At 54.6% G+C, this 21,741-nt stretch carries 19 protein-coding genes; 6 read left to right on the top strand and 13 right to left on the bottom strand.

All coding sequences use genetic code 11. From position 1 onward, the window contains the following. Positions 1 to 49: 49 nt before the first annotated feature. The 3 genes from bcsQ to DPA2511_RS20055 form a co-directional block, all read right to left on the bottom strand. Positions 50 to 847: a cellulose biosynthesis protein BcsQ gene (gene bcsQ, locus DPA2511_RS20045; protein WP_015855541.1), complete on the bottom strand. Its 798-nt coding sequence runs from the start codon at positions 845 to 847 to the stop codon at positions 50 to 52. Continuing rightward, entirely contained in the window at positions 838 to 1,446 is a 609-nt protein-coding gene (gene bcsO / locus DPA2511_RS20050; RefSeq protein ID WP_015855542.1) for a cellulose biosynthesis protein BcsO, read from the bottom strand. The genes bcsQ and bcsO overlap by 10 nt, the downstream gene beginning before the upstream one ends. 432 nt (positions 1,447 to 1,878) lie before the next feature. Next, positions 1,879 to 2,781: an EamA family transporter gene (locus tag DPA2511_RS20055; RefSeq protein ID WP_015855543.1), complete on the bottom strand. Its 903-nt coding sequence runs from the start codon at positions 2,779 to 2,781 to the stop codon at positions 1,879 to 1,881. A 218-nt stretch (positions 2,782 to 2,999) separates the two neighbouring features. On the opposite strand from DPA2511_RS20055, the gene DPA2511_RS20060 reads away from it, so the two are divergent. From DPA2511_RS20060 to DPA2511_RS20070, 3 genes are all read left to right on the top strand, one after another. Continuing rightward, positions 3,000 to 3,692: a helix-turn-helix transcriptional regulator gene (locus tag DPA2511_RS20060; protein WP_015855545.1), complete on the top strand. Its 693-nt coding sequence runs from the start codon at positions 3,000 to 3,002 to the stop codon at positions 3,690 to 3,692. A 116-nt stretch (positions 3,693 to 3,808) separates the two neighbouring features. Further along, the gene (locus DPA2511_RS20065; protein ID WP_015855546.1) at positions 3,809 to 4,177 is read left to right on the top strand and encodes a VOC family protein; all 369 of its coding nucleotides are present in this window, start codon (positions 3,809 to 3,811) and stop codon (positions 4,175 to 4,177) included. 118 nt (positions 4,178 to 4,295) lie between these two features. Then, complete coding sequence (locus DPA2511_RS20070; RefSeq protein ID WP_015855547.1) at positions 4,296 to 5,699, top strand: aminotransferase-like domain-containing protein; 1,404 nt, start codon at positions 4,296 to 4,298, stop codon at positions 5,697 to 5,699. A gap of 160 nt (positions 5,700 to 5,859) precedes the next feature. On the opposite strand, the gene dppF is transcribed toward DPA2511_RS20070, so the two are convergent. From dppF to dppA, 5 genes are all read right to left on the bottom strand, one after another. Then, the gene (gene dppF, locus DPA2511_RS20075) at positions 5,860 to 6,879 is read right to left on the bottom strand and encodes a dipeptide ABC transporter ATP-binding subunit DppF (protein WP_015855548.1); all 1,020 of its coding nucleotides are present in this window, start codon (positions 6,877 to 6,879) and stop codon (positions 5,860 to 5,862) included. Further along, a complete protein-coding gene (gene dppD, locus DPA2511_RS20080; protein ID WP_015855549.1) occupies positions 6,876 to 7,856 on the bottom strand; it encodes a dipeptide ABC transporter ATP-binding protein in 981 nt (326 codons plus the stop codon). Before dppD ends, dppF begins: the two co-directional genes overlap by 4 nt. Before the next feature lie 13 nt (positions 7,857 to 7,869). Beyond that, positions 7,870 to 8,769, bottom strand: a complete 900-nt coding sequence (dppC, locus tag DPA2511_RS20085; RefSeq protein ID WP_015855550.1) for a dipeptide ABC transporter permease DppC — start codon at positions 8,767 to 8,769, stop codon at positions 7,870 to 7,872. A 14-nt stretch (positions 8,770 to 8,783) separates the two neighbouring features. Further along, positions 8,784 to 9,803: a dipeptide ABC transporter permease DppB gene (dppB, locus tag DPA2511_RS20090; RefSeq protein WP_015855551.1), complete on the bottom strand. Its 1,020-nt coding sequence runs from the start codon at positions 9,801 to 9,803 to the stop codon at positions 8,784 to 8,786. A 249-nt stretch (positions 9,804 to 10,052) separates the two neighbouring features. Beyond that, the gene (dppA, locus tag DPA2511_RS20095) at positions 10,053 to 11,660 is read right to left on the bottom strand and encodes a dipeptide ABC transporter periplasmic-binding protein DppA (protein ID WP_015855552.1); all 1,608 of its coding nucleotides are present in this window, start codon (positions 11,658 to 11,660) and stop codon (positions 10,053 to 10,055) included. 1,106 nt (positions 11,661 to 12,766) lie between these two features. Here dppA and DPA2511_RS20100 point away from each other — a divergent pair. Continuing rightward, positions 12,767 to 14,107: a 2-hydroxycarboxylate transporter family protein gene (locus DPA2511_RS20100; protein ID WP_015855553.1), complete on the top strand. Its 1,341-nt coding sequence runs from the start codon at positions 12,767 to 12,769 to the stop codon at positions 14,105 to 14,107. A gap of 441 nt (positions 14,108 to 14,548) precedes the next feature. Here the strand turns inward: DPA2511_RS20100 and dcuR are convergent, their stop codons facing one another. Together dcuR and DPA2511_RS20115 are read right to left on the bottom strand one after the other, a co-directional pair. Next, positions 14,549 to 15,271 (bottom strand): two-component system response regulator DcuR, encoded by a 723-nt coding sequence (dcuR, locus tag DPA2511_RS20110; protein WP_015855554.1) that lies wholly within the window; start codon positions 15,269 to 15,271, stop codon positions 14,549 to 14,551. After that, the gene (locus DPA2511_RS20115; RefSeq protein WP_015855555.1) at positions 15,264 to 16,877 is read right to left on the bottom strand and encodes a sensor histidine kinase; all 1,614 of its coding nucleotides are present in this window, start codon (positions 16,875 to 16,877) and stop codon (positions 15,264 to 15,266) included. The genes dcuR and DPA2511_RS20115 overlap by 8 nt, the downstream gene beginning before the upstream one ends. Before the next feature lie 626 nt (positions 16,878 to 17,503). On the opposite strand from DPA2511_RS20115, the gene DPA2511_RS20120 reads away from it, so the two are divergent. Then, positions 17,504 to 18,955, top strand: coding sequence for an anion permease (locus tag DPA2511_RS20120; protein WP_015855557.1), 1,452 nt, complete (start codon positions 17,504 to 17,506; stop codon positions 18,953 to 18,955). A gap of 90 nt (positions 18,956 to 19,045) precedes the next feature. Here DPA2511_RS20120 and ibpB read toward each other — a convergent pair whose 3' ends face one another. Together ibpB and ibpA are read right to left on the bottom strand one after the other, a co-directional pair. Further along, the gene (ibpB, locus tag DPA2511_RS20125; protein WP_015855558.1) at positions 19,046 to 19,495 is read right to left on the bottom strand and encodes a small heat shock chaperone IbpB; all 450 of its coding nucleotides are present in this window, start codon (positions 19,493 to 19,495) and stop codon (positions 19,046 to 19,048) included. A gap of 109 nt (positions 19,496 to 19,604) precedes the next feature. Next, positions 19,605 to 20,018 (bottom strand): small heat shock chaperone IbpA, encoded by a 414-nt coding sequence (ibpA, locus tag DPA2511_RS20130; protein ID WP_015855559.1) that lies wholly within the window; start codon positions 20,016 to 20,018, stop codon positions 19,605 to 19,607. A 270-nt stretch (positions 20,019 to 20,288) separates the two neighbouring features. On the opposite strand from ibpA, the gene DPA2511_RS20135 reads away from it, so the two are divergent. Further along, complete coding sequence (locus tag DPA2511_RS20135; RefSeq protein WP_015855560.1) at positions 20,289 to 20,660, top strand: YceK/YidQ family lipoprotein; 372 nt, start codon at positions 20,289 to 20,291, stop codon at positions 20,658 to 20,660. Here the strand turns inward: DPA2511_RS20135 and DPA2511_RS20140 are convergent. Next, the gene (locus DPA2511_RS20140) at positions 20,654 to 21,658 is read right to left on the bottom strand and encodes a LacI family DNA-binding transcriptional regulator (RefSeq protein WP_015855561.1); all 1,005 of its coding nucleotides are present in this window, start codon (positions 21,656 to 21,658) and stop codon (positions 20,654 to 20,656) included. The genes DPA2511_RS20135 and DPA2511_RS20140 overlap by 7 nt on opposite strands. Positions 21,659 to 21,741: the final 83 nt, after the last annotated feature.

Here is a 21,741-nt window from a genome sequence, read left to right on the forward strand (position 1 = left end):
AAACAGATGGTTACAATAAAGTCAAAGAAAAGGTCATTAATTCGACTTTTTAGCCGGTTTTAAAATCGGCGTGGACTTCGCCATTACCTATTTTAATATCCAGCACGGACGCAACCCGTTTACCGATCAGCTCAATATCGAATGCCGCCGCCGATACCGGATTGAAATCGAAAATAGATCGTTGTGATGCGTTGGCCTCTGCGACGCTTTCATCGCGATGAACGCAGCCAATCAACTTGTCCGCCATCCGCTGTTGCACGAACGACGTCACCTGACTGCTGACCGAACGACGGTTATCGGTCTGATTCAACAACAGGTAATAGCCTTTTTTGTGGTTCAACTCTTCACCGGTGAGTTTATTCCCTTCAATGTGCGGAAATACCGAGAGCGAGGCGGTATCCGCCAGCATGACCACCAGATGCAGGTCGGCCAGATTCGTCATCGCCTTCAGCGCGGGGCCTGGGCCAGGAGGAAAATCCGCCACCACCACCAGCCCCGGATAATTCATCACCGTGCTGAGCCCTCGTTGCAGAAATAGCGGATCGGTTTCCAGACTGTGTTCAAACGCCAGACGCTGTTCTTCCGTCACGTCGCCGTATGGCAGCAGGAAAATGTTCTCGTCCGTCGTCAGGATCGATTGACTCCAGTCCGCCACATCGCCCGATTTGGCGACATAGCCGCGGGCATCGGTCAGCGCGACGCCGAAATGTAGCCGCAGCGCGTTTTGCGGATCAAAATCAATCGCCAACACTTTGCTACCGCTACGCGCCAGCGTATAAGCCAGATTGGCTGCGACAGTCGTCTTACCAACGCCACCTTTAGGGGAACAAATACAAATCAACGGCATGATGCAATCTTCTTCAGTAGTGGTTCCAGCGGCATATCTTTCGATACCACCGAACTTGTTGGCTTATTATAGGCGCTGAACAGACTCCGAAAACGGGGGGGTTCTGGCGGTACGTCATGGCGCGCGTTTTGGAATAGCGGCTGTTCCGGCAAAGAAACGGGCGTAGGGGCCGGCGCAGTCGACATGAACGGGGGGCTTGTCGGTATCACTGGCGCGGGGTCAACCGACGGCAAGACCGCACTCACGATCCTTTCCGGTTCAGGCAAGGGCGCATCATGCGATACCAGCAAAGCATCAATCTCGCCGATCAATGAGCGGGAGGACTCAACGGCGCCGGACGTCCTGACAGTCGCGTCACTCACCCTGGCCGGCATCATCGGCGTAGCAAGGTGCTCAAACCTGACACGCTCCGCATGCGCGGCATTGGCGGGTTCACCACCCAGTGCAACATCTTGAGGTTCTTGGATTTTTAGCAATGACCTGACAACCGGCCAGACCGCCGTTTCCGGCTGCGATATCGGACCGGACATATCCCTGAACGTGATATCTTTTATACGGGCTTTGTCCTTAAAGCGCTGCATATCATCATAATTTTTCATGTTATTGAAATATCCTCAAAAGGATAATTGACGAATGAAGCACTGGATCACAGGGCGAAATACAGGCCATGAGTCTATTATTTATACCCATATTTAGACATGAGGTAAATTACCTTTTGATAAAAAACAAAACCCAGCAACATCAAATTCATTTTTCAGTATTGAAAATTACATAAACAACAATTTAATAATAAAAAATGATATATAACGTCCATAAAATACCGCGTCATATTCTAATGAATATTCGTTTTTTTCATGAGAACTTGTTTACCTCCTCCTTAATAATTCGTTGAATGCTCTAATAAAAGCAATAATACAAATAAAAAACTCTTGGTTATGACACATAAATAAATTTAAATAGTGCCATAATTTCCATAAAAAAAATCTCCTTCTGAAACAGAAGGAGACACTATTAGCGAGAATATGAATTTACTATGAATATCGAACTCGCTTCAAAAAAATAAGCCGCGAACCGAACAGATTGATCAACAATCCCAGCATCACCAGCAAAATACCGGCCAGTTGCACCCAGGATAACGTCTCGCCCAGCAACAACATGGCGCTCAACAGCCCGACGATCGGCACCAGCAACGACAGCGGCGCCACGCGCCAGGTGTCATAACGTGCCAGCAATCGGCCCCACAGCCCATACCCAATGATGGTTGACAGAAAAGACAGATACATCAACGCCAGCACCGTAGACAGGCTGATGGTTGCCAAACTTGCCGTTACCCGTTCTCCGCTTTCAAACCACCATGAACACAGCAAAAACAACCCGGCTGGAATCAACGCGCTCCAAATCACCAGCGACATGGCGTTTACCGCATACCGCTGCATAATCTGCCGGTTGCAATGGTTGCCGCAGGCCCAGGAAAATGCAGCCGCCAGCGTCAGCAACAACGCGGTCAGCGTAATGCCGGACACCGAAATCGTGCTGCCCTCCGCCAGTACCAAAACTCCTCCGGCGGCGGCAGCCATGCCGACATATTGATTCCAGCGTAACCGTTCACCAAAACACAGACCGCCGATCATCAGCGTGAAAAACGCCTGCGCCTGCAAGATCAGCGAGGCGAGTCCCGCCGGCATGCCCAACTTGATGGCGCTGAACAGAAAGGCGAACTGACCGAAACTGATGGTCATACCATAGGCGGCCAACCAGCGCACAGGCAGACGGGGACGAGGCACCAGCAAAATGGCCGGGAACGCCACCAGCAAAAAACGCAACCCCGCCAGCAACAATGGCGGCATATGCTGCAACCCGACTTTTATCACCACAAAATTCACGCCCCATATCACCACCACGCAAAGCGCCAGCAACCTGTCTTTTATCGTCATCGTCTTTTCCTGCTCTTCATGAAGCGCTCACCCACGCCGCGTTTTAGCAACGTTACTGATAAAACAGGCCGGCCGACAGACACAGACGCCGGCAATAACAGGTAATACAGACGGGCGGATAGATTGCGGCGCATGGGTTGCGCCTCGCCCCTGCAACGTGGCGTATGACCGGTATAGAATATGTGCTCCAGCCATCACGACGCGACGATGAGGCGCCTATGTCCCGAACCCAGCGACTACTGACTCTGGTTCAACTGCTGCGAAATCACCGGTTTGCCGTCCCCGGCCCGCAGCTGGCGGAGCAACTGGGCGTCAGTCTGCGCACGCTTTATCGCGATATCGCCACATTGCAGGAGCAGGGCGCAACCATCGTCGGCGAGGCCGGCCTGGGTTATGTGTTGTTGCCCGGTTTTACCCTGCCGCCGCTGATGTTCAGCGAAGAGGAGATCGAAGCGCTGGTGCTGGGTTCGCGCTGGGTCGCCAGACAGGCGGATCCCCGTTTGCAGGAAGGCGCCCGCAGCGCATTGATGAAGATAGCCGCCATCTTGCCGGATACGCTGCGGGAAACGCTGGACGCCACCGCCTTGCTGGTCGCCACGCCGCGCGAAAATACCACGGATACCGTCGATATCCCGTTGTTACGCCGGGCCATCCGCCGCGGACGCAAAGTGACGGTACGCTACCGGGATCGTCAGGGACAGGAGTCGGAACGTTGCATCTGGCCCTTTGTGCTCGGCTATTTTGAACAGGTACGCCTGGTCGGCGCCTGGTGCGAAACACGCCAGGCTTTCCGCCATTTCCGCACCGACAGCATCCTTGCGCTACGGGTGGAAGAACAGACCTACCCGGTATCCCGGCGCCGTCTGCTCAAGCAATGGAGCGAACAGGAGGGGATCAGCCTGCCGTTCTAACCCGTTGATCCCATCTATCTCAATACAGACCGTTCCCGACACTGCTGACAAAAACTGTCAGCGCTTCACGCTAAGGTTTGGGCTCGACACATTCCTCAACGCTCAAGGAGTTCACCATGACCGAAGCGCACTACATCCTGCTCTATGTTGATAATCCGGCTCACAGCGCTCACTTTTACCGCCAATTACTGGAACAAACGCCGCTGGAGCAATCTCCCACCTTTGCCCTGTTTGCACTCACAACGGATACTTTGCTGGGGCTGTGGTCAAAACACACCGTTCAGCCAGCCATCCGGCAGGAGGGTTTCTCCGGCGAGCTGGCGTTTCGCCTGAAAACCCGGGCCGATGTCGATGCCTGCTACGCCCGTTGGATCGAGCAGACAGTGACCATTATCCAAACACCGCTGGAGATGGATTTCGGTTATACCTTCACCGCGCAGGATCCGGACGGCCACCGGTTGCGCGTATTCACCTATCTGGAATAACCCCGGCTGATGCCAATGCCTTGTCGGCGGGGTCGCCCCGTCGGCGGGCGGCATTGCACGCGGCGCGGTGTTCAACGTACTCTGTCCACCTCAATGCCGTTGCCTTTAGGTTGTTTTCATGTCCGCTATGCCCCGTTATCGACAGATAGCCGATCATTTCATTCAGGCCATCCGCTCAGGCACACTGCCCGCCAATCACCGTCTGCCGTCGGTTAGGGCGCTGGCGCAACAGCACGGGACCAGCGCCACCACCGCCATGAAGGTGTTACGAACGCTGGAGGACGAACATTTCGCCGTCGCCCGTCCCAAATCCGGATTTTTTGTCGCGGCGACCACTAGCACTGTTTGCATAACGACACCGCCGCAGCCGGTAGCGTTACCGGCGCTGGACGAACAGATGGCGTTGCATCTCTCGCTGGTAGGCACGGAATGCCGGGTACGTCTCGATCTCGCCAACGGCGATAACGCGCTCTATCCATTGAAAAAAATGGGACGACTCATCCGCCAGATCAGCTACGCGGATCCGATGTTGCTGGGCAATGACGTCAAAGGCAGCGGCTATCTGCCGCTAAAAATAGAAATTGCCCGTCGGGCGCTCGACTACGGCTGCCATCTGGCGCCGGAAGACATGCTGATCACCAACGGTTGTATCGAAGCGCTGTCACTCTCGCTGCGGGCGGTTACTCAGGCGGGCGACGCCGTCGCCGTACAATCGCCGTGCTATTTCGTACTGTTGCAGATGTTACGCAATCTGGCGCTGCGGGTGGTCGAAGTCGGCCCGGACGCCAACGGCCATGTGGATGTGGAACAACTGGAATCGCTGTTCGCCAAACGGCAGGTCAGTGCGTTTATCTCCCTGACCAATATCAATAATCCGCTCGGCACCAGCCTGCCGGAAGAGAAAAAACGCCGTATCGCCGCCGCCGCAGACCGCCATGATATCGCGCTGATTGAAGACGATACCTTTGCCGATACCGCCTTCGGCGATCGACGCCCGTTTCCGCTGCGGGCCTACAGCCAGAATGTGCTGCTGTGCAACGGGTTTTCCAAAACCGTCGGCCCCGGCATCCGCATCGGTTGGGTCAGCAGCGTGCGCTGGCAGCGCAAAATCGCCGCGCTGAAGTTCACCTCCACCATGGGCACCTCCCTGACACCGCAGGTCGCGCTGGCGGAACTGCTGCGCAACGGCGGTTACGATGCGCATCTGCGTCGGCTGCGGCGCGAGCTGGAGCGCCAGATCGCCCATTTACGCCACGCCGTGTTACGTTATTTCCCGGCCGGCACCGTCGTCTCGCAGCCGGAAGGCGGTTATGTCATCTGGGTGACGTTACCGCCCGGTTCGGCCTCATCCCGCGAGCTCTTCTCCCGGGCACGCCAGGAAGGCATCGGTATTGCGCCGGGGCATATTTTCGCCAGCGACAATCGCTATGCGCGGTGTTTACGCTTGAATGCCGGTTTCGGCTGGAACGAAGAGGTGCATCAGGCCATCAGGCTGCTGGCGCAGTGGGTAAGCGAGCGCTAACACGACGGGTGTGGTTCGACGAGGGAAATGCTCGAAACCGTCCGGTCGGCGCCAGATTTGTGTCGGCGGGCGACGGCGGAAATAAGACATCCCCACGGTTCCCACGCGGCCGGGCTTGCGTGATCAAGCCCGGCCGCCAGACAGGATTTCCAGGCGGGGATTATTCGACCGATGTTGCGTTCCGCTCTTCTTCCTGCTCAACCGCAAAGCAGGCCACCAGCTGTTCGCCGTAGCTTTTCAGCGGCGGCTGCAACTGGGTGCAGGTGCCGAAACGGTGCTGGCAGCGGGCGCTGAACGCGCATCCCGGCGGCGGATTAAGCGGGCTCGGCAGCTCGCCGGTCAGCTTGATGCGCTCACGGCGGGCCGTCGGGTTCAGGCGTGGCGTCGCCGACAACAGCGCCTGCGTATAAGGGTGACGCGGATTGTCGAAAATCTGCGCCTTGCTGCCTTTCTCCACGCAGCGTCCGAGGTACATTACCATCACTTCGTCGGCGATATGCTCCACCACCGACAGGTCATGGGAAATGAACACATAGGACAGCCCCATCTCCTGCTGCAAATCCATCATCAGGTTCAGCACCTGCGCGCGCACCGAGACGTCCAGCGCCGACACCGGCTCGTCGGCAATCACCACATCCGGCTCGAGCATCAGGCCGCGAGCGATGGCAATACGCTGACGCTGGCCGCCGGAGAACATATGCGGGTAGCGATCGTAGTGTTCGGTTTTCAAACCGACTTTCGCCATCATCGCCAGCGCTTTTTCACGACGCTCCGCCCTGCTGAGATCGGTATTGATCACCAGCGGCTCTTCCAGAATCTGCCCGACCTTTTTGCGTGGATTGAGCGACGCATAAGGGTTCTGGAACACGATCTGGATCTTCTGCCGCCGCAGCTTCTGCGCCGCTGGATCCGGTATTAGCAGATCCTGTCCCTTGTAGTACAGCTCGCCGTGCGTCGGGGTTTCGATCATGGTCAACAAACGGCCGAGCGTCGATTTGCCGCAACCGGATTCCCCCACCACCGCCAGCGTTTTGCCGCGCTCAAGCGTGAAAGACACGCCGTCCAGCGCCTTCACCAGCCGCTCCGGGGCGAACATGCCCTTTTTAACCGGGTAATATTTCTTTAAATCAATCGCCTGCAGCAACCAGGGCTGCCCGGCGTCATTCATGGTCTGGCTCATACGGTTGGCCTCCCCGCATCATCCAGCGGTGTGTGACATTTCACCTGACGACCGGGGATATCCCGCAGCGCAGGTTCTTCCTGACGGCAACGATCGCTGGCATACGGACAGCGTGGATTCAGCAGGCAGCCGTTCGGCCGGTCATACTTGCCCGGCACCACGCCCGGCAGCGACGCCAGACGGGATTTATCCACCGCAAACTCCGGCAATGCGCGCAATAACGCCTGGGTGTAAGGGTGACGCGGCGCATGGAAAATATCCTCCGCCCGGCCCGATTCCACCACCTGACCGGCGTACATCACGATGATGTGCTGCGCCGCTTCCGCCACCAGCGCCAGATCGTGGGTAATCAGGATCAGCGCCATGTTCTCTTTCTGCTGCAAGTCCAGCAGCAGTTCGATGATCTGCGCCTGAATGGTCACGTCCAGCGCCGTCGTCGGCTCGTCGGCGATCAACAGCTTGGGCCGGCAGGCGATCGCCATGGCGATCATCACGCGCTGGCTCATCCCCCCGGACAGCTGATGCGGAAACACATCCAGCCGCGATTCCGGATCAGGGATACCGACCTGATTCAACAGATCGATAGCCCGTTGACGGCGGGTTTTACGGTTGCCGCCCTGATGTACCTTGATGGCTTCCATGATCTGGTAGCCCACGGTGTAACACGGGTTAAGGCTGGTCATCGGATCCTGGAAAATCATCGCCACTTCCGACCCGACCAATTGACGCCGCTCTTTTTCAGACAGCGTCTGTAAATCGCGCCGGTCAAATTCCAGCCGGTCGGCCATCACCTTGCCGGGGAAATCAATCAGCCCCATGATCGCCAGCGAACTGACGGATTTGCCGGAACCGGATTCGCCGACGATGCCGACCACCTGCCCCTGCTCGACCTGATAACTGATGCGATCCACCGCCTTGAACGGCAGTTTGTCGTCGCCAAAATGCACCGACAATTGTTCTACATTGAGTAACGCCATCGCTCCACCTCTGTTACTGCTTGAGTTTGGGGTCGAGGGCATCACGCAAGCCATCCCCCATCAGGTTGAATGCCAATACTGTCAGCAGAATGGCAAGGCCGGGGAACGTCACCACCCACCAGGCGCTCTGCGCAAACTGCAGCACGTCGGACAGCATGGTGCCCCACTCCGGCGTCGGCGGCTGTGCGCCCATACCGAGGAACCCAAGCGCAGCCATGTCGAGAATGGCGTTGGAAAAGCCCATTGATGCCTGCACGATCAGCGGCGCCAGGCAGTTGGGGAAAATGTTGACGAACATCTGGCGCAATGCGCCGGCGCCCGCCACACGGGATGCCACCACATAATCGCGATTGACTTCCACCAGCACCGCCGCGCGCGTCAGGCGCACATAATGCGGTAAAGAGACGAAGGTCAACGCCAGCGAAGCATTGACGATGGACGGCCCGAAAATCGCCACCAGCACCAGCGCCAGCAACAGGCTGGGCAACGCCAGCATGATATCCACCAGACGCATAATGGCCGCGTCAACGGCGCCGCCGAAGTAACCGGCCACCAGCCCGAAGACGATGCCGAGGATCAACGACATCACCACCACCAGGCAGCCGACCAACAGCGACAGGCGCGCGCCGTACATCAGGCGCGACAGAATATCGCGGCCGACATCGTCGGTTCCCAGAAGAAACTGCCAGCTGCCGCCGTCCTGCCATACCGGCGGGTGCAGCAACGCTTCACGAAACTGCTCGGCCGGCGAATGCGGCGCCAGCACGCCGGCGCCCAGCGCTAAAACCAGCATGATCGCCACATAAACCAGACCGACTACCGCGCCTTTGTTGCGTTTAAAGTAGTGCCAGAATTCCTGCAACGGGGTCATCGGCGCCGGGGCATTGGCCACCGGCTCTGTAACTTGACTCATTTCCGTCTCTCCCCTTATTTCTTGTGCCGGATGCGCGGGTTGACCACGCCGTACAGCAGGTCAACCAGCAGGTTCACCATGATGATCATGGTGGCGACCAGCAGCACCCCGCCTTGTACCACCGGGTAATCACGGCGTTGCAGCGCGTCGATCAGCCAGCGCCCCAAGCCCGGCCAGGAGAAAATGGTTTCGGTCAGAATAGCGCCCGCCAGCATGGTGCCCACCTGCAGGCCGATCACCGTCACGACCGGCAGCATGGCATTGCGCAGCGCATGCACCACGATCACCCTCAGGCGGCTCAACCCTTTGGCGCGGGCGGTGCGAATGTAGTCTTCCCCCAGCACTTCCAGCATGGCGGAACGGGTCATACGCACGATCACCGCCAGTGGAATGGTGCCCAACACTATCGCCGGCAAAATCATGTGCATGACGGCGTCCTTGAAATCACCCTCAGCGCCCCAGATCAGGGTATCAACCAGTACGAAGCCGGTCAGCGGCAGGGAGTCGTCCAAAAACACGGTATCGCCCATACGGCCGGACACCGGCGTCAGGTTGAAGTGTACCGACATCAGCATGATCAGCATCATGCCCCACCAGAAAATCGGCATGGAGTAGCCGGTCAGCGCCACGCTGACCGCAGTATGATCGAAAATGGAACCACGCTTGACCGCCGCCAGCACACCGACCGGAATCCCGACGATCACCGCGAAAATCATGGCGCAGACGCCCAGTTCCAGCGTGGCTTTGAAACGCGGCACAAACTCGTCCCATACCGGCATGCGGCTTTTGAGCGACATCCCCAGATCGCCGTGCAGTACGCCATTGATGTAATGGAGATACTGTTCCCACAGCGGTTTATCCAGGCCCAGCTCCGCCATTAATTGGGCGTGACGCTCAGGCGAAATTCCGCGCTCTCCCGCCATGATCGTTACCGGGTCGCCGGGGATCAGATGCACGAAAGCGAAAGTCAGCAAGGTGATGCCGATAAACGTTGGGATAACCAACCCCAAACGTCGGAGTATGAACTGCAACATATCCCGAACTCTCTGTATAAAACGCCCGATGGCATACACCATCGGGCTTGTCATTGCTCATCATGGCAAGCCTGGTTCGGCGCTTTCTTCGACGCCCGCAGGTCTTTGCCTGCATAGACGCCGTTGCGAAACAAGGCTTAATCGGGCGAAGGAACCACCCCCGTTGATTGGCTGAAAACCGCAGCTCTCAGGAAACAACAGGGGCGATAGCACAACGGCTATCGCCCATGAACGTAACGTGACGGATGATTAATCTAATGATACGTGGTTGAAGCTATGCACGCCGCGCGGCTCGATGACATAGCCCTTCACGTTTTGACGGATCGGTTCGTACACAGTGGAGTGAGCCACAATCAGCGCAGGCGCCTGATCGTGCATCACCACCTGAGCCTGTTTGTACAGCTCGATACGTTTAGCCTGATCGGAAGTTGCACGCGCCGGTTGAATCAAATCCTCAAACGGCTTGTAGCACCACTTGGAGTAGTTGGAACCTTTCTTCGCCGCGTCGCAGCTGAACAGGGTGGCCAGGAAGTTATCCGGATCCCCGTTGTCGCCCGTCCAGCCCATCAGCACGGTCTGGTGTTCGCCGGCTTTGGCGCGTTTCAGGTACTCACCCCATTCGTAGGTGACGATGGTGGCTTTCACGCCGACTTTCGCCCAGTCAGCCTGAATCATCTCCGCCATACGACGGGCGTTCGGGTTGTACGGACGCTGTACCGGCATCGCCCACAGGTCGATCTCGAAACCGTTTTCCAGACCGGCTTCCTTCAGCAACGCTTTCGCCTTGACCGGATCGTAAACGTAGTCCTTCACATCGTCGTTATAACCCCACATCGTCGGCGGAATCAGGTTCTTGGCCGCCTGGCCGGCGCCCTGATACACCGCGTCGATGATGGCCTGCTTGTTGACCGCGTAAGTCAGCGCCTGACGCACTTTCACGTTGTCCAGCGGTTTCTTCTCGACGTTGTAGGACAGATAACCGACGTTCAGCCCCGGTTTCTGCAGCAGGTTGATGTTTTTATCCTGCTTCATGCTGGCCAGATCCGCCGGATTCGGATACGGCATGATCTGACATTCGTTTTTCTGCAACTTGGCATAACGGACAGAGGCGTCAGGCGTGATGGAGAAAACCAGACGATCGATACCCGGTTTGGTGCCCCAGAAATCGTCGAAACGCTTGTAGAGGATACGGGAATCTTTCTGGTACTGCTGCAACTGGAACGGGCCGGTACCGATCGGATCCAGGTCGATTTTTTCCGGCGTGCCGGCTTTGAGCATCTTGTCGGCGTACTCAGCGGACAGAATGGAAGCGAAGTCCATCGCCAAATCGGCCAGGAACGGCGCTTCAGCGCGGGTCAGCTGGAAGCGAACCGTGTCATCGTCCACTTTTTCGATCTTGCTGATCAGTTCCGGCATCCCCATGCCTTCAAAGTATTCGTAACTGCCGCCGGATACCTTGTGATACGGGTGGTTGGCGTCCAGCTGACGCTGGAAGGAGAACAGTACATCGTCCGCGTTAAGCGTGCGGCTCGGTTTAAATTCTTTGCCGTCCTGCCACTTCACACCTTTACGCAGGTGAAAAGTATAGGTTTTGCCATCTGCACTGATGTCCCACTTCTCGGCCAGACCCGGCTCAATCTCCGTGGTGCCGCTTTTGAATTCCACCAAACGGTTGTAAATAGGAAGCGAGCTGGCATCAAACGTGGTGCCGGAAGTAAACAACTGCGGATTAAACCCTTCCGGCGAACCTTCCGAGCAATACACCAGTGTTTTCGCCTGTACGCCAGCGGCTACGGACAGCGCCAGCAGACCAAGGCTGAATTTCAATACCCTTGATTTAATCAGGGAGTTAGCCATCTACGTTAGCTCCATTGTGGATGTTGTGTGTTAGCCAGACCTGTTGTTCTTATCGAGGCGGCCTGTACTTATATCGGCCCGAAGGCGCGGATAACGAAAGAGGGAATGACACGCAGCAACGTGGAAAAAGACCGCCGCCTTGTCCCTGGGTAATCATTTTCACTCCAGGTACTCCGCCAATCTCCTCCCTGTAAACGCCATCAATGTGTCAACAGATCACAAAGCCGTCAATATTACATGTTAGGATTTACAAACCGAAATCACAAAAAAACAGAAGGAAAATCAGGCAAAAAAACACATTAAGTTAAAATTAAAACCAAAAAATAAGTTTTATTGATATAAAAATCCAAAAAACACATAAAAATTACGATTACTACCCTAAAAAAACCATACGAAAATTGTCTTGAACGGTTATTTAATGAACATTATTGATTGTTAAAAAGGTTAAAATCGGGTGAAAATACTGACAAAATTGGTTTTTTCATGATGTATTTCTACCATGCGTGTCACACCCTCCTCACTATTTACGCATCATAAAAAAACCCGATAGTGGATGGCAGCAAGACATTTCCGTAGCCAGGGTCTGCTGATGAAGTGAATCCTTGTCACCGCATGTTATCGGATTAACAAACAACGGGACGAATGGGTGGGGTACATTTTATTTTGGGTATAAACGATTGGAAGAAAATAAGGATAAAAAATAGGGGATAATAACAAGTAAAATATTTAATTAAGTTTTTTAAGTTTCAATTAATTCGGATAATTACCTTGCTAAGGTATTGCTTACTCACTTTCAGGACACCGCCTTTATTTAAATAACTCTTCGTCGAACCAATCAATTAACTTTAATTAGAAAAAAGGCAATTAAGTTATTTAAAAACGAATTGCCGATGGGTTCACAAATCTCTCATTTACGTATTCTATGACTATTATTTTTAACATTTGATCATGTTAGATTACCCATGGATTTTATATAGAAAAATAAATAATTCCTCATTATTGGTTGTGTTTCTATTGCTTGTGCTATGCGCTCGTAAACGCGATGAAACGGCTTGCCGGGACGATCGCTTTTCTCTGTACCATGCCGCTACAACAGGGTGAATATAATGAAAAATGCAAAAGCTGAAATGATGAGCGAAAATATGCTCGCCGCTTCCGCACCAACAGGCTTTAGCCTAAATAAGATCCAGATTGGGTCTGTACCGTTTATTCTTTTTCTGGCTATCGGCGTCGTCGTGTTTATTGCCGCCTATGCCGGATATCTGCCTAAAAATATGATCGGCGGATTTGCCGTAATTATGACGATGGGTTTTTTACTGGCTCACATCGGCCGGTTAATTCCCGTACTTAAAGATGTTGGCGGCCCAGCCATTCTTTGTCTGATGGTTCCTTCCGTGCTGGTTTATTTCCACATGTTCAATGCGAATACGCTGGATACGGTTAAGCTACTGATGAAGGATGCCAATTTCCTGTATTTCGTCATCGCCAGTCTGGTCGTGGGCAGTATTCTCGGTATGAATCGCGTCATCCTGATTCAGGGTATGGTGCGTATGTTCATTCCGTTGGTCATCGGCACCTTTACCGCCGTCGTCACCGGCCTGCTGGTCGGTAAACTGTTCGGCTATACCTTCTACCACACCTTCTTCTTCATCATCGTTCCGATCATCGGCGGCGGCATCGGCGAAGGCATTCTGCCGCTTTCGCTGGCTTACTCGTCCATTCTCGGCCAGACGCCGGATGTGTACGTGGCCCAGCTCGCACCGGCTGCGGTTGTCGGTAATATTTTCGCCATCATCTGCGCGGGCGTACTGGCTCGCCTCGGTACGGTACGCCGCGACCTGAACGGCAACGGCAATCTGGTGCGCAACGCCGACGATAACGCCATTTTCTCCGTGAAAGAAGCGCCTAAAGTCATCGATTTCCACCTGATGGGCGGCGGCCTGCTGTTGATCTGCACCTTCTTCATCGTCGGCGGCTTGTTCGAGAAGGTTGTGCACATCCCCGGCCCGGTTCTGATGATCCTGATCGCGGTCATGTGCAAATACGGTCGTGTGATTCCGGAAAGTATGGAAACCGGCGCCAACAGCTTCTACAAATTCGTTTCCAGCTCACTGGTGTGGCCGCTGATGATTGGCCTCGGCATGCTTTACGTGCCGCTGGAAAGTGTGGTGGCCGTGTTCTCCGTCGGTTATGTGGTAGTCTGCGCGTCCGTCGTGATGTCCATGGCGCTGATTAGCTTCTTTATCGCACCCTACCTGAAGATGTACCCGATCGAAGCCTCTATCGTCACCAGCTGCCACAGCGGTTTGGGCGGCACCGGCGACGTCGCGATTCTGTCCGCGTCCAACCGCATGTCCCTGATGCCGTTTGCACAAATCGCAACTCGCATCGGCGGTGCATCCACCGTTATCTGCGCCACCCTGCTGATGAGCTGGATCATGCGCTGATTCCGCGCCCGTTGACGGCGACCGCCGCCGTCAACGTTCCTCCCTTTCCCAGCCCTCGTACCGTCATTCCGCACATCGCTTGTCGACACCCTCCGCCGCACCGTAACCATTTATATTAGCTATCGTTCTTGCTCTCAGAGCCGGTCCAATAAGCACCATGGATGCCGTCGGGTGGACACGAACCACGCGAAAGCCGGAGCGTACACGCCGTGTGGGAGATTCAGGGGCAACGCATGGGATGGGCTTTAATGCCGGGCGCATAAGCCCGATGAGACAGAAAAACACCGGGATGACTATGTTTCGGTTCCACACCGATGCGCGTTTTTAGATGCGAGAAAGTCAGGCCGAACGGGCGTTCGGATAACACGGCGTAACCGCCGGTGATGACATCAAAGAAGGGATAAACCACGGTTTTAGGGCCACTGCGACGTGGCCCCGGGATTATTCGCAATACTGGCGCAGCGCATCCTGTTTTTCCGGCAGCAACCGGTAAAGATAAACCGGGCGACCGGTGGAACCGTAGAGAATGTTGGTTGCCAAAACACCGGTTTCAGCGAGATAGATCAGATATTTACGGCAGGACACGCGAGAAATGCCGATCGCATTGGCCAGCATTTCGGTCGAAAACTCGGTGTTCTGGTTGCCCTCGATCCACTCGCATACCGTGCGCAACGTCAGGCTGGTCAGCCCTTTGGGTAATTTCTTGCGCTCCGCTACCGGGCTGCCGCTGGTGCGGCGGATCAGGTTATCGATATCCGCCTGCGCCACGAAGTCCCGGTGTTTGAACAGATTAGCTTCTTCGCGGTAAGCGGTCAGCGCCTGTTCAAAACGGGCGAACTGGAAAGGCTTGATCAGATAATCCACCACGCCGTAATGCAGCGCTTTTTTGATGGTGTACACATCGCTGGCCGACGAAATGATGATCACATCCGTGTGTTCGCTGAATTCACGGATGGTCGGCAACAGATCCAGACCGTTGTCCTGCTGCATATAAATATCCAGCAGAACCAAGTCTATCTCGCAATCCGGCTGCATCAGCAGATTCCGCGCTTGCTGCAGCGTGGGCACCGTCGCATAGCAGCTAAACCCCGAGATCTGGCTCAGGTAACACTTGTTCAACTCCGCCACCATAGCGTCATCGTCTACGATCAGTACATTAATCATGGTCAAACTGCCTTGCCTGATAAGGAATAATTACGAAAAACTGAGTATAAACATCCGGTTCGGATTCAAAATCAATGGTACCGCCTATTTTCTCCAGACTCTGCTTGGTCAGATGCAGGCCGATACCGCGTCCGCTGCCTTTGGTCGAAAAACCTTCCTGATAAATATGCTGCTGTACATCCCATGGAATGCCGGGGCCATCATCGCTGACCGAACAATGCAGACAATTATTGCGATGGTGGAATGTCACGACGATTTCCCGATTTTCCAGGCCAGCCATGGCATCCATCGCATTCTCGATCAGATTGCCCAGTACGGTAATCAATTCATTCGTCACCTGCGCGTCATCCGTATCAGGCAGCAGGCTATCCTCACTGATGGACAACGTAATACCCAGATCCCTGGCGCGGTTGATTTTACCTAACAGAAAGCCCGCAATCACCGGGGATTTCACTTTGCGAATGATTGAACCGATTTCCGTCTGATAATTATTGGCGGTTTTCAGAATATATTCTTCCAACTGCGGGTAATATTTTAAATGCAGCATGCCAAGTATCACATGCAACTTATTCATGAACTCATGGGACTGCGCCCGCAGCGCGTCCGCGTAATAGGAAATGCCGGTCAGGCGTTGTATTAGCTGCCCCACCTCGGTTTTATCGCGGAAGGTGGCGATAGCGCCGATAATATCCCCATTAACCACCACCGGTACGGTGTTGGTCAGCAGTAAATTGCCATTGAAATTGATCTCTTCATCTTGCTGCGGGTTGCCGGCTTTCACCACTTTTTCCAGATTCATCAACGCCGGCCAGTGACTGATATCTTTGCCTATCGCCAGTCGTTCTCCGCCATCATGCTGATTAAACAATCGTTTGGCTTCATCATTGATGATGGTAATGCGTAAATCGGTATCCACCGCCACCACCCCTTCCTTGATTTGCTTGAGCATGGCATTACGCTGCTCAAACAAATTCGAAATTTCAAACGGCTCAAACCCCAGCATGATGCGCTTGAGCGCCTTAACCAGAAAATAGGTGCCCAACAGACCGACCAGCGCACCGAACAGGATGGTCCAGGGGATGATCCAGCGGTTTTCATCAATCACCGATTGCACGCTGGACAACGAAATACCCACGGCAACCACGCCGATTTGTTTGCCGTTCTCATCCAGCACCGGCGTGAACACGCGCAACGCCGGATCCAGCACGCCACGGTTCACCGCCGTATTCTCCAGCCCCAGCAAAGCGGGATAAAGATCGTCGCCAATGAAATGACGCCCGATCAAATCCGGTTCGGGATGAGAATGCCGGATCCCACCCATATCCGTGACGATGACAAACAGCAGATGGTTGCGACGCCGCACCTCTTCCGAAAACCGCTGAACCCGCATCGGGTCGCCGATATCCTTCAGGTCATTGATCACCACGGGCGCCATCGCCACCGTGCGGGCAATGGCGAAAGCACGGGCTTTGAGATGGGTTTCCGTCAGTTCACTGATACGGAAAAACAGCAGGGCATAAACCACCAGCAGAACCGAACCGATCACGGCCGATACCATCAGAATAATCGAAGTACCCAGTTTCAGCGGTGCCTTCTTCTTACTCATGTTGCGCTCCGGAATAGTATTATTATCCCGCTATATTAACCTTTTCATTCGTCCGCTTCGCTGAGATTAACCACAATCCCGTCATCGTTTATGAAAAAACCGACGGCAATATCAAGCCGATGGATACGAACGATGAACTATTATCAGTACCCGCTCATCCGTTATCCAATAAATGACGAATCACCTCCATTTTAAATAACTCATCACGGCTCGTTGGGGCTTCCTTGATCGAGATCAACGGTAGCCAACGGGAAAATAGCATCATAATGACCTAAAAGGAGTAATACGTCGGGAATATCGAGAGATAACAGTAAAATAATACTGATTAAACCGAAAAATGCTCCGGAATGTTTTTTAACTTAAAAAACTAAAAAGTAATTAATAAATACGATTGGTTTATTCGATTTTCTGTAAATCAAAACCAATTCGTTAGTTAATTTTCTGATTCAATTGAATTAATTATGAATTATTTATTCTCAGACGGCGGAAACGATGCAAATAGACGACATCCAACCACCATTCCGTATCGAGAATAACATCATCCATACTGGTTTCATCTGAATCAGAGACAGGATCTTAAGGCAAAAATCTTTCACTGATTTTGGACTCGTTCATCAGGAGGCAATATGAAACGCGGGATATCTCTACTGCTGCCCATCATCGTGGCAGTTATCCTGTTATTGATTCCCACGCCAGAAGGTCTGGCACCACACGCCTGGCGATTCTTTGCCATCTTTGTCGGCGCGATAGTGGGGTTAATTCTGGAACCGCTGCCTGGCGCCGTTATCGGTATCGCCTCGGTGGTTATCATCTCTCTGTTCAGCCCGTGGGTGCTTTTCAGCCCTGAACAGGTGGCTTCGCCCAAGTTTCAGATGGCGTCGCAATCGTTCAAATGGGCTGTCGCCGGTTTTAGCAACTCCACCGTATGGCTGATCTTCGGTGCCTTCATGTTTGCCGCCGGTTACGAAAAAACCCAGTTCGGCCGTCGTCTGGCGCTGATTCTGGTGAAATACCTCGGCCGCCGGACACTGACGCTGGGCTACGCGATTACCTTCGCCGACCTGCTGCTGGCGCCGTTTACGCCGTCCAACACCGCACGTAGCGGCGGCACCATCTACCCGATCATCTCCAACCTGCCGCCGCTGTATGGCTCCAAGCCGAACGACCCCAGCGCGCGCAAGATCGGTTCCTACCTGATGTGGGTCGCCATCACCGCGACTTGCGTGACCAGTTCCATGTTCCTGTCCGCACTGGCGCCGAACCTGCTGGCGCTGGCGCTGGTAAAAAGTTCCATCGGCATGAACATCTCCTGGACCAACTGGTTCATCGCTTTCCTGCCGCTGGGCGTATTGCTGATTCTGACTGTACCTTTACTGGCTTACTGGCTCTATCCGCCTGAAGTTAAAGTCAACGATGAAGTACCGCGTTGGGCGCAGAATGAGCTGGAAAAACTGGGCAAGCTTTCCCGCAACGAAATCCTGCTGCTGGCTTTCGTCTGCCTGGCACTGGTGCTGTGGATCTTTGCTACCGCCTGGATTGAACCAGCAATGGCGGCGCTGCTGGTCATCACGCTGATGTTGTTCACCGGCGTGCTGGAATGGAAAGACATCACCGGCAACAAAGCGGCCTGGAACACCTTTGTATGGTTCGCCACGCTGGTTGCGCTGGCCGCCGGTCTGACCGACGTCGGCTTCATCGCTTGGCTGGGCAAACTGGGCGCGTCTCTGCTGGGCGGCATCAGCCCAAGCGTCGCGACCATTGCGCTGCTGATCGCGTTCTACGCCATGCACTATCTGTTCGCCAGCACCACGGCGCACACCACGGCGCTGCTGCCCGCCATGCTGGCCATCGGTTCCGCTATCCCCGGCATGAACATGACCGTCTTCTGCATGATGCTGCTGACGTCGCTGGGCGTGATGGGGATCATCACCCCTTACGGCACCGGCCCAAGCCCGATCTACTACGGTAGTGGCTACCTGCCGGCCAAAGACTACTGGCGCCTTGGCGGCATCTTCGGAACCTTGTTCCTGGTACTGCTGATCGTTATCGGTTATCCGTGGATGCTGATGATGTTCTAACCGGTGATGCTCTCATCGGCTAAAGCGGCTCCGGTCGCGAGGCAATAAAAAACGGGTAGCGCAGTCGCTACCCGTTTTTCGTTTCAGACATTATGCCTGCCCGGCATCCACCACCGTTTCCTGTTCGGGTGAACGGCTACCGATAGCGATACGCTGCGGCTGTAACGCCTGCGGCACTTCCCGTACCAGATCAATATGCAGCAGCCCATTCTGGAACTGCGCTTCGGCGACATGCAGATGCTCCGCCAACGTAAAGCCCAGCGTAAACGGCTTGAACACCAGCCCCTGATGCAGATACTGCACCTTCTTCTCCGGCAGGATCGGGGTGCCCTTGATCGTCAACCGCTGGCCCTCCACTTCGATATCCAGTTCGGACTGGCGGAAACCGGCCAACGCCAACGTAATGCGATAGTGATTGTCGTCGAGCTTTTCGATGTTGTACGGCGGGAATTCCACCGCGTCCTGGCTACCCATGGCGCCGGCCAATTTTTCAAAACCAATCCACTGACGCAGCAGCGGGGATAAATCGTAATTACGCATAATCATGACTCCTTCTTGGAAGCGAGATAGCATCCCGACGCGCATGGCCGGGCCCGTCCCCGTTAGGCGAACGTTGACATGTCGCGCAGCCGTCGGCCGCGCAAAACCATTATTTGATTGCGATACGGCGCGGTTTCAGCGTTTCCGGAACCACGCGCGCTAAATCGATATACAGCAGTCCGTTTTCCAGATTGGCGCCTTTGATATGAATGTGTTCTGCCAATTGAAATTTACGTTCGAAATTACGCTCGGCGATGCCCTGATAAAGATAATTGCGTGGCGTGGCGTCACCGCTGTGGGCGCCCTTGATCGTCAACATGTTGTCATGCGCGATGATCTCCAGCTCGCTCTCGGCGAAACCGGCGACGGCAATGGCGATGCGGTACAGATTTTCGTCGACCAGCTCGACGTTATACGGAGGATAACCGCCGTTACTCTGGTTCTGACCCGTTTCCAGCAGGTTGAACAGACGATCAAAACCAATGGCGGAACGATACAGCGGGGAAAAATCGGGGTTACGCATACACATCTCCTGAACATCAGCGAGGTTGTCATTACAGCCTTCCATCGGGACAGGCCCTCAGCCAGAAGAAATACCCGCATGCGGCATATCTCTTTGTCGGCCTGATAATCAAAATGGCGTCGTATTTCCGACTTTCAATATCCAGAAATAAAAATGCACGATTCCTGACAGTCGCTATCCCCAATGCGACAATAATCACATACACTGAACGCAGAGCATTTTTTGCAAAATAGCCGGGAGATAACCGGCCGCGTCTTTTCTCAGGGTAACATGATGGCCATACTGAAACGTGTGTCACTGTTGTTCGTACTGTTCAGCGTCATTTGCATCGCCTGTAGCGGTTGTTCCAGCGTAATGACCCACACTGGCGGTGAACACGGTTATTACTCCGGCACCCGGGCCAGCATGACCATGCTGGAAGACGACACCACCGGCTGGGTGATGAAACCGGTACTGGCGATTGACCTGCCTTTCTCCGCGATGCTGGACACCATGCTGCTGCCTTACGATTACTACCGAACCAACCGGGAACAACACACCACGTCCGCGCGGGATCGTCTGGATGAGTACGAACGTCAGCGCCAGGCCGCCAATGCCCCTCACTCCACGCCGCCGGATACGCAGAACGTCCGTGGTCAGTGATGCTGCGCCTGCTGGCGGTGGATCAGCGTCATGGGAATAACCGCTTTATGCGGTGACATCTCGCCGTTCAATGCCTGCTGCATCGCCGCGAAAGCCTGTTCTGCCCAAGCATCCTCGTTCTGCCGCATCGACCAGATTTTATTCGACAGGAATCCCAGCATGGCATGCTCGTCAAAGGTGCCGATATTGATGTGCACCGGAATATAGCCATAACGCTCCCGCACCACGCTCAGCATCCCTTCCAATACCGGTAGCGACGACGCAATAAACGCGGGTGGCGGCGCCGCGTACTGTTGCAGAAACTGTTCCATCATCACCATACCGTCTTCACGGCGGTTATGACTGGCTTCCAGCACCTGAGGCGTCAGCCCCGCCGTCTGCACCGACTGCTGATAGCCCAGCAAACGGTCGCGGATCGCCGGTTGCCGCGCATCGCCCGCCATAAAAAACAGCGGTGCGGCGGGCTGCTCCGCCAGCATCGCCTGCGTGAGCTGCGCTCCACCCTGCAGGTTATCGCTCATCACCAGCGGCAGATGTTCAATGCCGAAATCGCGATCCATCAGCACCAGCGGACGCTTCACGACCCGCGCATGGTGCTGCACCGATTGCAAAGATGAAGGCACGACGAACAACCCGTCCACATTACGCTGCAGCAACGCCTCCACCAGTTTGTTCTCATACTGCGGATCGCTGTAGGAACAGCTGATCATCAATTGATAACCGACTTCACGGCAGCGGGTTTCCAGCTTTTCCGCCAGCGTGGAAAAAAACAGGTTGGAAAGACGGGGAACAATCAGCCCCAGCGTATCGGTCTTGTTCAACTTCAGGCTGCGCGCCACATGGTTAACGGTGTAACCGTGTTCGGTCACATACTGGTGAATACGTTGCTGGGTTTTGGCGCTGATGCGGTACCGTTCAGCTTTTCCATTAAGTACCAGACGAACGGTGGTGATGGAGAGGTTGAGCTCACTGGCAATCTGTTCAACTGTTTTCGCCATGAAACAGGATATCCATAAGAAAACGGAAAGATTTCCAGTGTAGCTGATTAACTAACTCGACGCAGCTTAAGCGGGCCGTTCCC

The organism is Musicola paradisiaca NCPPB 2511, from assembly GCF_000400505.1.
Lineage (GTDB): Bacteria > Pseudomonadota > Gammaproteobacteria > Enterobacterales > Enterobacteriaceae > Musicola > Musicola paradisiaca.